At 37.1% G+C, this 13,096-nt stretch carries 13 protein-coding genes and 2 rRNA genes; 3 read left to right on the top strand and 12 right to left on the bottom strand.

All coding sequences use genetic code 11. From position 1 onward, the window contains the following. Window positions 1–15 precede the first annotated feature (15 nt). The 3 genes from IQ10_RS15115 to IQ10_RS15125 all read right to left on the bottom strand — a co-directional run bounded on the left by IQ10_RS15115 (window position 16) and on the right by IQ10_RS15125 (window position 4,170). Window positions 16–1,884, bottom strand: coding sequence for a beta-glucoside-specific PTS transporter subunit IIABC (locus IQ10_RS15115; protein WP_144451332.1), 1,869 nt, complete (start codon window positions 1,882–1,884; stop codon window positions 16–18). Between the two features lie 122 nt (window positions 1,885–2,006). Further along, entirely contained in the window at window positions 2,007–2,837 is an 831-nt protein-coding gene (licT, locus tag IQ10_RS15120; RefSeq protein WP_144451333.1) for a BglG family transcription antiterminator LicT, read from the bottom strand. Window positions 2,838–3,099: 262 nt separating this feature from the next. Beyond that, a complete protein-coding gene (locus tag IQ10_RS15125; RefSeq protein ID WP_144451334.1) occupies window positions 3,100–4,170 on the bottom strand; it encodes an NAD(P)H-dependent flavin oxidoreductase in 1,071 nt (356 codons plus the stop codon). Window positions 4,171–4,435: 265 nt separating this feature from the next. Between IQ10_RS15125 and IQ10_RS15130 the strand changes: the two genes are divergently transcribed. Then, complete coding sequence (locus IQ10_RS15130; protein WP_144451335.1) at window positions 4,436–5,926, top strand: peptide MFS transporter; 1,491 nt, start codon at window positions 4,436–4,438, stop codon at window positions 5,924–5,926. Between the two features lie 78 nt (window positions 5,927–6,004). On the opposite strand, the gene IQ10_RS15135 is transcribed toward IQ10_RS15130, so the two are convergent. The 3 genes from IQ10_RS15135 to pssA form a co-directional block, all read right to left on the bottom strand. Continuing rightward, the gene (locus IQ10_RS15135) at window positions 6,005–6,520 is read right to left on the bottom strand and encodes a hypothetical protein (RefSeq protein ID WP_144451336.1); all 516 of its coding nucleotides are present in this window, start codon (window positions 6,518–6,520) and stop codon (window positions 6,005–6,007) included. A gap of 146 nt (window positions 6,521–6,666) precedes the next feature. Next, window positions 6,667–6,825, bottom strand: coding sequence for a hypothetical protein (locus tag IQ10_RS15140; RefSeq protein ID WP_242009855.1), 159 nt, complete (start codon window positions 6,823–6,825; stop codon window positions 6,667–6,669). Window positions 6,826–6,908: 83 nt separating this feature from the next. Beyond that, window positions 6,909–7,604 carry a CDP-diacylglycerol--serine O-phosphatidyltransferase gene (gene pssA / locus IQ10_RS15145; protein ID WP_144451338.1) on the bottom strand — a complete coding sequence of 232 codons (696 nt, stop codon included), beginning with the start codon at window positions 7,602–7,604 and terminating at the stop codon, window positions 6,909–6,911. A gap of 234 nt (window positions 7,605–7,838) precedes the next feature. Between pssA and IQ10_RS15150 the strand changes: the two genes are divergently transcribed. Both IQ10_RS15150 and IQ10_RS15155 read left to right on the top strand, forming a co-directional pair. Further along, entirely contained in the window at window positions 7,839–8,189 is a 351-nt protein-coding gene (locus IQ10_RS15150; protein ID WP_144451339.1) for an ASCH domain-containing protein, read from the top strand. Between the two features lie 8 nt (window positions 8,190–8,197). Then, the gene (locus IQ10_RS15155; protein WP_144451340.1) at window positions 8,198–8,638 is read left to right on the top strand and encodes a hypothetical protein; all 441 of its coding nucleotides are present in this window, start codon (window positions 8,198–8,200) and stop codon (window positions 8,636–8,638) included. A gap of 74 nt (window positions 8,639–8,712) precedes the next feature. On the opposite strand, the gene IQ10_RS15160 is transcribed toward IQ10_RS15155, so the two are convergent. From IQ10_RS15160 to IQ10_RS15185, 6 genes are all read right to left on the bottom strand, one after another. Then, window positions 8,713–9,078 carry a YbaN family protein gene (locus IQ10_RS15160; protein WP_242009856.1) on the bottom strand — a complete coding sequence of 122 codons (366 nt, stop codon included), beginning with the start codon at window positions 9,076–9,078 and terminating at the stop codon, window positions 8,713–8,715. Window positions 9,079–9,159: 81 nt separating this feature from the next. Beyond that, on the bottom strand, window positions 9,160–9,759 hold the full coding sequence (locus IQ10_RS15165) for a response regulator transcription factor (protein ID WP_144451341.1): 600 nt from the start codon (window positions 9,757–9,759) through the stop codon (window positions 9,160–9,162). Then, on the bottom strand, window positions 9,756–10,892 hold the full coding sequence (locus IQ10_RS15170; RefSeq protein WP_144451342.1) for a sensor histidine kinase: 1,137 nt from the start codon (window positions 10,890–10,892) through the stop codon (window positions 9,756–9,758). Before IQ10_RS15170 ends, IQ10_RS15165 begins: the two co-directional genes overlap by 4 nt. A gap of 100 nt (window positions 10,893–10,992) precedes the next feature. Next, window positions 10,993–12,045 carry a Delta(5) desaturase DesA gene (gene desA, locus IQ10_RS15175; protein ID WP_144451343.1) on the bottom strand — a complete coding sequence of 351 codons (1,053 nt, stop codon included), beginning with the start codon at window positions 12,043–12,045 and terminating at the stop codon, window positions 10,993–10,995. A 644-nt stretch (window positions 12,046–12,689) separates the two neighbouring features. Beyond that, window positions 12,690–12,805: ribosomal RNA gene (rrf, locus tag IQ10_RS15180) — 5S ribosomal RNA — on the bottom strand. A gap of 199 nt (window positions 12,806–13,004) precedes the next feature. Further along, window positions 13,005–13,096: ribosomal RNA gene (locus tag IQ10_RS15185) — 23S ribosomal RNA — on the bottom strand; the annotation flags it as partial.

Consider the following 13,096-nt stretch of genomic DNA (forward strand, 5'->3'; position numbering starts at 1 on the left):
CCTTATTAATAGCTATTAAACACGTAAAGTGAGCAATAGATCGTTTTCATTTATTTCTTTTTGTTGATTTGACTCAATCGTCGTATACTGCTTCGTGTTTGTAATAATAATAGGCGTGATCGTGTTATACCCTGCTTTTTGGATCTCCTTGATGTTAAACTCGAGCAACAAATCTCCCACCTTTACCTCGTCATCAGCATTTACATAAGTAGTGAAAAATTCTCCATCTAATTTCACCGTATCAATGCCAACATGAATCAACACTTCTGCCCCGTCATCACTCTTTAATCCAATTGCATGCTTTGTTTTAAAAACAGAAACCACTTTTCCATTAATCGGTGAGACGACCTTTCCTTCACTAGGTTCAATCGCAACACCTTTCCCCATGATTTCTCCAGCAAACGTTGGGTCATTCACTTCACTAAGTGCTTTTACTTCTCCTTTTATTGGGCTATAAATGTTTTGTTGATTTACAGTTCTCGGCGAATCCTCTTTTTTCGGTGTTGTCTTTTTTTCTACCGTATTATCTTCAGCTGAAACCACATCTTCAAATCCTAAGAAATACGTAATAACGGCCGCTACAATAAATGAAATTAAAATACCTAGAATGGCATTTGTCAGTGAACCTCCAAAGAACATTGGGAAGCCTGGTAACCCTGCATTACCTGGGAATACGAATGCTCTAATATGAAATAGCGTCATAAACGCCCCACCGACACCACCACCAATTAAGGCAGCAATAAACGGCTTTTTCAATCTGACATTGACCCCGTACATAGCTGGTTCTGTAATCCCCATTGCAGCTGTAAAGCTTGTTGATAATGAGAGTGATTTAAATTGTTTGTTTTTTGATTTTAAAAATACACCAAATGCTGCGCCTGCTTGAGCTAAGTTGGCAGCTACAATAACAGGAAGAATATAGTCAAAATTATTTCTTGCTAATGAGTCCAAAATGATCGGTAGTAACGCATGGTGCATACCCGTAATAACAAGAAGTGACATCGTTCCACCTAATAGTAAACCTGCAAACAATCCAGTGTTATCAAATAAATAAGAAATGACAGAGGATAATGAATCCCCGATTACCGTTCCTACTGGTCCAATCGCAATTAACATTAAAGGTACAACAATAAGTAACGTAACCATCGGAACGACAATTAAATTGACCGATTTCGGTGTAATTCGATCAAGTACTTTTTCAACATACGAAGCTAGCCATATTGTAATCACAATCGGAATAACCGAATAAGCGTATGATACCCCTACTACCGGCAAACCTAAGAAGGATATGCTTTCCCCTGCCCCTAGTAATTCGGTCATTTGAGGATGAACAACAACTGACCCGATCGCGACAGCTATAAATGGGTTATTTCCGAATGTTCTTGCTGCACTATATGCTAAAATGATTGGAAGAAAGAAGAATACCCCATCACCAATAACAGAAAGAATAATATACGTTTGATTGTCTGTTGTGAGCCAACCTAGTGATACAAGGATCGATAACAATCCTTTAATCATCCCTGCACCAGCAATCGCTGGTAATACTGGCGTGAATACGCTTCCAAGGACATCAAAAAGCTTACTAATAATATTTTGTTTCTTTTTTGGACCTTTGGTTTGACTTTTATGTTCAGAAGAAAGGTTTGTCACTTTCATTAATTCTTTATACACATCAGCTACGTCGTTTCCAATGATGACTTGATATTGACCACCACTTTGCATCACACCGACAACGCCTTTTGTTTGTTCCAATTTTTCTTTGCTTGCGAGATCGTCATCATGTAAGTAAAAGCGTAATCTCGTCATACAATGGGTGACTTGTCTAACGTTTTCTTCACCCCCAACAAGCTCTAATACCTCTTTTGCTAATTTTTGTTTATCCATTGTAGTTCCTCCTCTAATGCTTAGAAATGAAAAAAACCTAAACATCGACTAAGCGTTCTTAAAAAGAACACCCTAGTCGATGTTTAGGTTTTGCCTGTTAACAGTAACAATCCTAAACGGACTTATTTAGTTATCACTCTTTCAATATGAATCGTTAAATACAGCATATCTTCATTTGATAATGTACGATCATAAGTTTTTTTCACATATGCCTTCACCTTCTCCGCACATTCAAATGACTCCTTGTATCTTTCTTTCACCATCTCATATAACGTATCATCATTACTTTCAATATTCGCCCCACTTAAAAGCCGTTGAGCAAAATATTTCAAATGGGTCACAAAACGATAGTAATGTAATGATTCTTCATCATAATCAATATTGAAATGATATTTTACGATATTTAAAATTTCCTGCATGATTTTTGTGATATTAACGATGTTCGGCATTTCTTCATTTAACTCAGCATTGACAATGTGCAATGCAATAAATCCAGCTTCATCCTCTGGCAAGCGAACACCTAGCTTTTTCTCAATTATATCAAGTGCTTCTTTGCCAATCATAAATTCCTCTTTGTAAAATTTCTTCGTTTCCCATAACAAAGCATTTTTAATTTCTAAGCCTTGTTGAAAACGTTCCATCGCAAAGTGGATATGATCCGTCAAAGACACATAAATATTATCATGCAGCATTTTCCCTAATTTTATTTTCGCCAATTTAATAATCTCTTCAGAGGTTTCAACAGACTCAATTGGAATTTTCGAAAAGAGCTCCTTCAGCCTTGTTGATATTTCTTTATCCTCTAACGTAAAGATTTTCTCTATTTTATTCTGATCTAGCTCATCACCAGATTTCTTTTGAAATGCAATGCCCCTTCCCATGATCACTAATTCATTTTTTTGCTCATCGAAAACGGTTACGACATTGTTATTTAAGACTTTGTGTATGACCATCTGTATCACCCTTTTAAACATTCGAGTACAAAAAAAGGCAAAACCATAAACTAACACTGTAGTAGTAGTTTACGGTTTTGCCTGCTTAACCAGTAACAATCCATAATGTAAATCTTCGTATTCATTTAATTAGTCATATAATATCATCCCTAAAATAGATGTGCAACACTTTTTTGTAAGCCTTTACAGCATATTTTTTAGAATGGCTGATGATTGTACATGCCCACATAGGGTCTACAGACTTTTTTTGTATTTATGTTCATCATGTCATAATAGCTTTTGCTTCTGACATTGTCTTGGAGATTAATTCCTCAACTGTTTGATGTTCAGCTAACGTCGGACTTTGACCAGACCAAAGGGACATAAACTCTTGATTATTTTGCGAAGAAGCTGCCCCTCTTATTTGCTGGGTAAGGGTATTTTGCACAGGGAAATTTGGTAGGCCGTCTTCATGTTCCTTCATCTCTGTTATAAATCGATTTTTAATTCCTCTTGCCCATTTACCTGAAAATGCGCGCGTTAAAACGATTTCGTCTTCTGTCGTATGTAAGATTGCTTCTTTATGGACATGATGAGCCCCACTCTCCTGACAGGTTAAGAAGGCCGTTCCCATCTGTACCGCCTTTGCACCTAAACACATAGAAGCGCTTAATCCTCTTCCATCCATGATGCCGCCTGCTGCAATCACAGGGATATTAATTTGATCTGCGACTTGCGGAATCAATGACATTAAGCCAATTAAGCTCTCTTCAAATCCACCAATAAATGTGCCTCGATGTCCGCCAGCTTCACAACCCTGGACACAAACCAAATCCATGCCAAGATTCTCATTTTCGATCGCTTCCTTCACATTAGTAGCTGTTCCGATTAATAGAATATTGTTTTCCTTAAGTTCTACAACTACTTTTTTAGAAGGGATTCCGAAAGTAAAGGAACAAATAGGAACGTTTTCTTCTATGACTACTTTCACCTGTTCATGAAAATTAACTAAAGCTGCTTCCGTACTTGAAACCTTAGCCTGCTTTTCTTCAATTTGAAGCTCCTCGTAAAAAGGCTTCATTAGATCCATAGCCGTATTTATTTCACTCTCTGTAGCGTGAATCTCGTTTGGGACAAATAAATTAATTCCAAAATTGTTCGGTGTCAGCTGCTTGATCTCTCTTATCTGCTCCCGAATTTGAGCTGGTGTCATATAACCAGCACCAATCATCCCCAGTCCCCCTGAATTCGATACGGAAGCTACTAGTTTAGAGGTCGTTACTCCTCCTGCCATTGGTGCTTGTAAAATTGGATAGTTAATATTTAATAGCTTTGTCACTTCATTTTTCCACATACCATCCACCCCTATTAAATTTTTCTATTGTACATTTCTTCTATCTTGCATTCCTTAATCCCTCCTTTATAAAGGAAGACCCAAATGCTTCTTTATCATGTTAAGCCTTTCTAGTTAGCATGTCGTATCAGAAGAATATGTTATTCCAATAAAATACTATTAAAACCCAATTACGTTCCAATGCTTTCATATAAATCCATCATTACTATTTTGACAATATGAAAGCGATAAATTATTATATTTATATAATAAGGAGGTTTATCTAATGTCAGATTTAAATAAACAGAAAATTGTGGCAAGCGTCCCTCAGAAAGGATTTTTTGGTCATCCTAAGGGATTGTTTACCCTGTTTTTCACAGAGTTTTGGGAACGTTTTTCTTATTATGGAATGAGAGCCATTCTCGTATTCTATATGTACTATGAAGTTTCAAAAGGTGGATTAGGGCTTAATGAAAGTACGGCTCTTGCCATCATGTCCATCTACGGATCATTAGTATATATGTCTGGAGTCATTGGTGGCTGGTTAGCTGACCGCATTTTCGGAACGTCAAAAGCAGTCTTATATGGCGGTATTTTAATCATGTTTGGTCATATTGTATTAGCACTGCCTGGAAGCTTAACGATGTTCTTTATTTCGATGGTCTTAATTGTCCTAGGTACAGGATTACTTAAGCCAAACGTTTCAAGTGTTGTTGGTGATATTTACAGTGAGCAAGACAATCGTCGTGATGCTGGTTTCAGTATTTTTTATATGGGGATTAACTTAGGGGCATTCCTTTCACCATTAATTGTTGGTGAAGCGATGAAATACAATTTCCACTTAGGATTTGGTATTGCTGCTATTGGTATGTTCTTTGGATTACTTGTGTTTATTTACACAAAGAAAAAGAACCTTGGTCTTGCTGGGACATATGTTGCAAATCCACTAACACCCGCTGAAAAGAAAAAAGTTTTCACCATAATTGGTTTAAGTGTTGTCCTACTAGCTGGAATGATTGCTGTTACCATTCCAATGGGTCTTCTTACATTTGATAGTTTCATTGTGATGATTGGGATTCTGGGAATTTTACTTCCTACTATGTATTTCATTGTGATGTATCGAAGTCCAAAAACAACAGAAGTAGAGCGTTCACGCATTATTGCTTATATTCCATTATTCATTGCTTCTGTGATGTTTTGGGCGATTCAAGAGCAAGGGTCTACAATTCTAGCCGTTTATGCGGATAAACGTACTCAATTAGAGTTTTTAGGTATTCATATTTCACCTGCATGGTTCCAGTCGTTAAATCCGTTATTTATTATTCTTTTAGCACCAGCCTTTGCATGGTTTTGGGTGAAGCTTGGAGATCGGCAGCCATCAGTCCCTACAAAGTTCTCTTTAGCTTTATTATTTGCTGGCTTATCGTTCCTTGTCATTCTTTTACCAGCTTACTTTGGTGGAGCAAATTCATTAGTTAGTCCATTGTGGCTTGTTCTGAGCTATTTCATTGTCGTACTTGGTGAATTATGCTTATCACCTGTTGGACTCTCAGCTACGACAAAATTAGCACCTGCAGCCTTCTCAGCTCAAACAATGAGCTTATGGTTCTTATCAAGTGCAGCTGCCCAAGCCATCAATGCGCAAATTGTTAAATTCTATACTCCTGAAACCGAAATGACCTATTTCGGTGTGATTGGAGGAGCAGCAATTGTCCTCAGTATTCTCCTCTTCTTACTTGTGCCTAAAATTCAAGGCTATATGAAGGGTGTACGTTAATCTTTTAAAATCATCGATAATCCTTCGACGTAATGTGTTTCTAATTTAACCCATTATGACGGAGGATTTTTTACATACTTACACTCTATTTAACTCCCTAAGTGTCATCAGCACATGATCAAGAAAATCAGGGATATCCCCCATATGATCCTCATTAATTTTATGCTTAAACTTGATCTCGACCGTATCTAAGTAAACAACCTGCTCTTGATTGTATTCAAAGCTTAATGTTTGAACAGGTGGAAAATCAGGCTTCCAAATTTTTTGTACCACGTCTTTAATTTGTTTACATTGAGTAGCTACATCTTCTACTTTCATGAGAAAACGCAACAATAGAGTACATCCTGGATTCTCATCAGATGTCTCTAGTATCTCTGCCGCCAAATCTTTAATGGATGCCCCTAACACAATTTCCGCTAAAACATCCTGTTGGTCAGCTAACGTAAATTGAAGAGTAAATTCTCTCGACATGACGGCTAATTCCATACGATCTATTCGATTAGTAATATTGATTTCACCACTCAAGTTATCTAAATCATAAACATGGTTTTCAAAAGCAACTTTTAAATTTTCAAAAATGGTCGGATCAAACATGATTCATAACCTCGCTATCTCTACAAACTTTACATCAATCGTTTCAAATCACCTACCATTTTGATTCTAGCACAATATGTATTCTAAAAAAAAAGCCTTTGCAATCACTGCAAGGCCTTGTTTTTAACTTATTACGCTTATATTCATTATGTTGGATTATGTCCACTCTCTTCGTAAGCGATCAGGATGACATCTCTATCAGCGGCACTTCGTAAACTTGCCTCTAGCTCCATGACTTTTTCAACTAACTCTGGAGTGAGGTTTGCTGTTGTATAGCGATCATACTCTGTGGGATTTTTCTCCAATCCATCCACTCTCCTTTGCATTTTTATCTATTTCGCTCATTTTAATGTGTCTCAATCTGATGGTTTTATTCAATGCTGAAAAATCAATCGATATCCTTCATGTTTTTACCTTTTATAAAACGATATGCTACGTAAATAATATATAACGGTGTAGCAAAATAGATAAGATAAGGAAATGATCCATAGGTTCCTTTGTAGATGACATATAACAAGCATCCCAAAAATATCGTAACAATCGTACCGTATTTTGGCAGAGGTATTTCTTTGAGACTTGGTATTCTAATTGTACTCACCATTAAAAAACACATAGCCGTGAACACAACTGTTGTAATAAAATGAGGTAATCCACCTCCAAATAATGTCAACAAAGCCAATATGCCACCTGCCGCTGTAATCGGCACCCCAACAAAATAATGGAGAGATGATTTACTAGAGCTAATGTTAAACCGAGCTAATCGGTATGCTCCAAAGAGGGGAAATAATCCTGCAATCATTATGCCCATTAAACCAAATTGATAAAAATATGTATAGTACACTAAAAAGGAAGGAGCGACTCCGAATGTGACGATATCCGCTAATGAATCTAACTCTTTCCCTAACTCAGTGTTGGCTTTTAACATTCTAGCCAACCTTCCATCCATACTATCAAGCATCATTCCAATTAAAATCAAAATTGCGGCATTATTATAATGCCCACCAGCAGCATAGCCGATTGAAAGAAAACCACAATATAAATTCCCTAATGTAAACATATTCGGGATACTTTTTGTAAATCGCATACGCTTCCATCACTCCAACATTCAACTCTTTTAAAGTCTTTTCCTTTCATTATAAACCAAATGTCATCTAAAATATCAGTAATTGAATCACTTTTATCCTATTACTAGCTATCTTTCCCCATTCGTTTATAAATAAGTTAATAGAGCATGACATCTTCGTCTCCGATGGGTACTCGTCTTGTTCGAAATATGATACATTATAAAAGGATTGAATAGACGAAGGAGGTTTTTAACATGACTAACCACGAAGAAAATAATGCACTACCACCAAAAACATGTACAATTGATTTACTCGTAACAAAAGAAGATGATGTAAACAAAGTAATTGAGGGCAAGAAAACAGCAACACGCCGTAATGGACGTTATGCTGATATCGGTGAAATGATGGTATTAAAAGATAAACAATTCGTCGTTGAACGCGTGTACTCTCAATCACTAGGTGAATTAACAGATGAGCATGCTCGCCAAGAAGGCTATAATACAGTCGAAGAATATAAAGAATCCATTTTATCCTACCACCCAGGAATGCCATGGCTCCCGCAAATGCGCGTATGGGTTCATGAATTTAGTGCTGTTAACGGATAATAGTTGAAATGGATTTATGGTACCGTATTTTCATTTATCTCCATGTTTCAAGCGCAATCGCTTCAATTGGCCCTTTCTTTATTTTACTACCAATTGTTAAAAAGCTGCGCACCGCAAAGGAAATGGAGATAAATGCTTACCTGAACACCTTCCGATTTGTCGTCAGGCTCGCAAAGCATGCAGGTCACGTTTTAGTTGGAACAGGGATCCTGCTCGTTATTTTTGGTCCATGGACGTGGAGTACTCCGTGGATTGTTATGACGCTGATTATTTTATTTTGTTCATTGTTCTTTCTTGCTCGTGCCTTTTCGCCAACACTTAGGCAGTTTCAAGAAGAATCGCAGAATAGAGATACACTTGTAGCTAAGCTAAAGCGTTCGATTTGGATTTATATCATTTTATTAATGGCTATGCTTTGGTTTATGGTTGGTAAACCTGCATTGTGGTAAAATGAACAACTCCAACAAAAAAAGACCCAATATGGTCTTTTTTTGTTTGCTGCAAAGTAAAGAAAATCTACAAGCTATTCACTACTCAGCTTAGCGCCTTTTACCGTTTTGATACGATAAATGAAATAATAATACTTATATATCACAATCAAAAGTAATACAATCCTTACAATCGTGCTATCGGATAGTATGAAGGGAATCGCAATCATACTATCAGCAAATAGATTAATGATGATTTTCTGTCTTAACGTCATCGCTCTGTTTCTAACAAATTCCTCTAAATGATCTTTATAGATTTTCGTTCCTTTAAACCAAGCTTCAAATTTTTCCGATCCTCTTACAAAGCATCCAGATGCCAGTAATAAAAATGGCGTTGTCGGTAAAAGTGGTAGAATAATACCAAGAATCCCTAATCCCAAAAATACAAAGCCAAAGATCACATATAATACTTTTTTTATCTTTTTGATGAATCTCACTCCTTGCAAAACAGTAACCTAAAACGAAGGAGACTTTCCCTTCTGCTATTTAAACCAGCCTTTTTCCTTAAACCGTGAGATCGCTTCAATGCGGTTACTCACATCTAACTTATCGAGAATGACTGAAATATAATTGCGTACTGTACCAGTGGTCAAAAAAAGCTCGCTTGCAATTTCTTTTGTGTTTTTTCCGTCGGCAATGAGAGCAATTACCTGCTTTTCACGCTCAGTAAGTGGATTTTCATTCTCAAATGCCATATCAATTAATTCTGGGGCATAAATGCGTCGACCGTCCATAATAGTCCGTATTGAATTGGCTAAATCCTCACTTGGACTATCCTTTAACAAATAACCACTTACTTCAGCTTTTCTCGCCCGTTCAAAATAACCAGGTCTAGCAAAAGTGGTTAAAATAATAACTTTGCAAGAGTGATCGATTAATTCCTCTGCTGCATCAAGACCACTTTTCACAGGCATTTCAATATCCATAATGCAAATATCTGGATCATACTGTCTTACTAGAGCAAGGGCCTCTTCACCATTTCTTGCTTTTCCGACCACTTCCATATCTTCTTCCAAATCAAGTAGGGACCCTAGAGCACCAAGTAACATTCTTTGATCTTCCGCAATGACAATCTGGATCATGCCAACCCCTCCTGTTTCGTCTGCAAAATAATATTCGGCACTCGAATATCAAGAATCGTTCCATCTGATCGTAAAATGTCCAAACTTCCATTCACAAATTCAAGTCGCTCTCTCATCCCCTGTAGTCCGTGCCCTTCAGAAAAAGCGATTCTATCTGAGATACCGATTCCATTATCTTCAACTTTTATTTGTAATTCATCCAGCTCCTCATTTATAAAGATTTTACAAGAGGTAGCCTGACTATGCTTCACGACATTGGTCACTGCCTCTTTTAAACACATACTTACGACATTTTCAACGAGTAACGGTGTGTTTGTCAGTTTCGTATCACCCTCGACCGTGAATTCGATTTGCGCAGCCTTCAAAATTTGCTGAATATGAATGACTTCCTCTTCTAATTTTGCTCCGCGCATATTTGACACCATCTCACGCACTTCCTTTAGGGCTGTTCTAGCCGTTTGTTGAATGTCAAGGATTTCTATTTTTGCTGAATCAGGATTAACGCTCATTAATTTTCCAGCCAAATCACTCTTTAAGCCTATCAATGATAATTTTTGTCCAAGCGTGTCATGCAAATCACGCGCAATCCGCTGGCGTTCTTCCATAACCATCAATTGAGAAATTTTTAAATTTGCATCTTCTAGTTGGCCTTCAAGCTTCTCACGTTTGTTACGATTGTACGTGTTAAACGGCAACAAAATAACACCAATCACAGAAATAACGATAAACGGAAACTGAGAGAAAAATAATTCTGTTTGTGTAAAAAAGCTTAAGTTAACGGCCACAATAGTTGTAATAAGATGAACCCCATATAACGTAAAAAAACCAACTCTATTTTGAATATTTCCGATAAAAAAGGCTAAAAACAAAGCAAAATAAACGTAACCAAAAAATAAGGTCATGACTATACTAATCGCTATTTCTATACCCACCCAAAAATAGATAAGCCAACCTTTAGAAGTAAAAGATAATCGATATGCGAGAAAAAATAAGAGAATCATCAAAATCCCAAATATAATCTCAATAATGGATGATGATCGAAAAATAAAATAAAAGGGCAGTATACAAAAAATAATCCATACATAAATGCTCAGCCCTGTATTTTTCGGGAAAATATTATACCAACTTTGCATAACTACCTCCACTTTCTTATCCATTGCTTTTATTATAACAATATCTGTAACACGAAAAACCCTTCAATGCTAAGTTGAATGGGTTTTTTCGCATAATTATTTATTTCCCTTGAAGACTTGGTCCTCTATTATCCATTTGTACGCCAGACTTTGCTTGCTTCAATAAGTGCTTAATCTCTTTAAAGCTTACAAATGCTTTATTTTTTTCATCATACAGACGGAAACGAATTGACTTCAAACTAGAACCCATCGTAATCGTTGTGGCATGTTGTAATGGTGGTGTAGATTCATGTGCTTTTTCGAGATGATAGTTCGGTACTCTTGGACTTAAGTGGTGCACATGATGATAACCAATATTACCCGTTACCCATTGCAAAACTTTTGGCAGCTTGTAATATGAGCTGCCATCTACAGCAGCTTTGACATAATCCCACTCTGATTCATCTTCAAAATAAGAGTCCTCAAACGTATGCTGTACATAAAACAACCAAATTCCAAGTGAACCTGATACAAATAAGATCGGTGCTTGAACAAGCAAAAATGCCTGCCAGCCAATTGTCCAAATCAATAGGGCATAAACAACAACAATTGATACATTAATAAGATATAAATTCATTCGCTCTTTTCGTCTAGCCCCTTTACGGTTTAAACGATTCGTCATGAAGAAAAGGTAAAGCGGGCCTAATCCGAACATAACGAGAGGATTACGATAAAGACGGTATGCAAGCCTTTCCTTGAATGATGCTGCTACATATTCATCTACAGTCATTACCCATACATCACCTGTACCACGCTTATCTAAATTACTGCTTGTTGCATGATGAATAGAGTGATCACGTTTCCATTTTTCATATGGAAACATCGTAATGATACCCGTAATTGTTCCAAGAATATCATTCGCTTTTTTATTTTTAAAGAACGATCCATGACAACAATCATGAAAAATGATAAAGATCCGCACGACAAACCCCGCTGCTACAACAGCTAATGCAAGAGTTAACCAATATGAGACTGACAAGCTTTGATAAGCCAAGTACCACAGCAAGAAAAACGGTGGAATCGTGTTTATGATTTGTTTTACACTTGATTTAGCATCTGATTTTTCGAAAGGTGCCATATTTTTTTTGAGCTGCGCTAGTTTCTGATTACTCATTTCTTCCTCCTAAAATGAACTCATTTATCTCTGACTTTGAAGAAACCATTATTCTACCTCTAGTATAGAAATAATCGATGAGTAATGTAAGTCATGAACGTCAAGTTACCTATATGACATTTGTCATATAGGCTTTATGAAGGAAAAATCAATGAGCTCTCACGAGGGTAAAGATTAGACCGAATTTCCTTAGTTCTTTTAGATGATTTGACCACAGTTTATATTCCGCTTTGACTCCTGATTTTTCGCACTTAAAACTTTCATGAGACTCTGCTCTCAACCTAGAATGAAAAAAGCATTATTTTTTTCTTCCCAACTAGAAACTAACCAACTTTTATACATAAGAAAAGTACAACCCTATCTGATTATACTTTATCGCCTGGCAAGGTCCTAGCTCACATTTCTTTTCTACTTGAATGGTATCCATGTCGCTATTTTAAGAAGCTCCTCATGTTGTTTGACGAAGAGAAACGAGTCCGTCTCACAAGGGACAACATGATGTACTTTCAATGAAGCTTATTCACGATGCTTCCATCGTCTTATTCAATAAAGATGCTGTCCCTTCGAATCAAAGCTCTTCAGCCCCTTGAACATATTCTTTATGTACATAAAAAAGCACAACCCTATTGGATTGTGCTTTAACCGCCCGGCAACGTCCTACTCTCACAGGGGGAAGCCCCCAACTACCATCGGCGCTGAAGAGCTTAACGACCGTGTTCGGCATGGGAACGGGTGTGGCCTCTTCGCTATCGCCACCAGACTATTTGTTTGAACGTCAGATAACCTACGATCTTCTTCGTCAGCTTCCCTTCTCATGTCCTCACGTATCATAACATACGCTCCGGGCATTCGTACGGTTGCTTCCTCGAATCTCTTGGTTCTCTTTGTTCAACTATGTTGAAAGAAATGATTCTCTCAAAACTAGATAATGTGTAAGAAACAACGTATCAAGAATATGTTTGGATAAGTCCTCGACCGATTAGTATCTGTCAGCTCCACGTGTCGCCACGCTTCCACACCAGACCTATCAACCTCATCATCTCTAAGGGGT

The sequence above is a fragment of the Halalkalibacter nanhaiisediminis genome, assembly GCF_007830185.1.
Lineage (GTDB): Bacteria > Bacillota > Bacilli > Bacillales > Bacillaceae_D > Halalkalibacter > Halalkalibacter nanhaiisediminis.

Bases quoted from the DNA above. Each gene is read 5' to 3' on its own strand.
- IQ10_RS15115 (WP_144451332.1), bottom strand. From the start codon at position 1,884: ATGGATAAACAAAAATTAGCAAAAGAGGTATTAGAGCTTGTTGGGGGT.
- licT (WP_144451333.1), bottom strand. From the start codon at position 2,837: ATGGTCATACACAAAGTCTTAAATAACAATGTCGTAACCGTTTTCGAT.
- IQ10_RS15125 (WP_144451334.1), bottom strand. From the start codon at position 4,170: ATGTGGAAAAATGAAGTGACAAAGCTATTAAATATTAACTATCCAATT.
- IQ10_RS15130 (WP_144451335.1), top strand. From the start codon at position 4,436: ATGTCAGATTTAAATAAACAGAAAATTGTGGCAAGCGTCCCTCAGAAA.
- IQ10_RS15135 (WP_144451336.1), bottom strand. From the start codon at position 6,520: ATGTTTGATCCGACCATTTTTGAAAATTTAAAAGTTGCTTTTGAAAAC.
- pssA (WP_144451338.1), bottom strand. From the start codon at position 7,604: ATGCGATTTACAAAAAGTATCCCGAATATGTTTACATTAGGGAATTTA.
- IQ10_RS15150 (WP_144451339.1), top strand. From the start codon at position 7,839: ATGACTAACCACGAAGAAAATAATGCACTACCACCAAAAACATGTACA.
- IQ10_RS15155 (WP_144451340.1), top strand. From the start codon at position 8,198: ATGGATTTATGGTACCGTATTTTCATTTATCTCCATGTTTCAAGCGCA.
- IQ10_RS15165 (WP_144451341.1), bottom strand. From the start codon at position 9,759: ATGATCCAGATTGTCATTGCGGAAGATCAAAGAATGTTACTTGGTGCT.
- IQ10_RS15170 (WP_144451342.1), bottom strand. From the start codon at position 10,892: ATGCAAAGTTGGTATAATATTTTCCCGAAAAATACAGGGCTGAGCATT.
- desA (WP_144451343.1), bottom strand. From the start codon at position 12,045: ATGAGTAATCAGAAACTAGCGCAGCTCAAAAAAAATATGGCACCTTTC.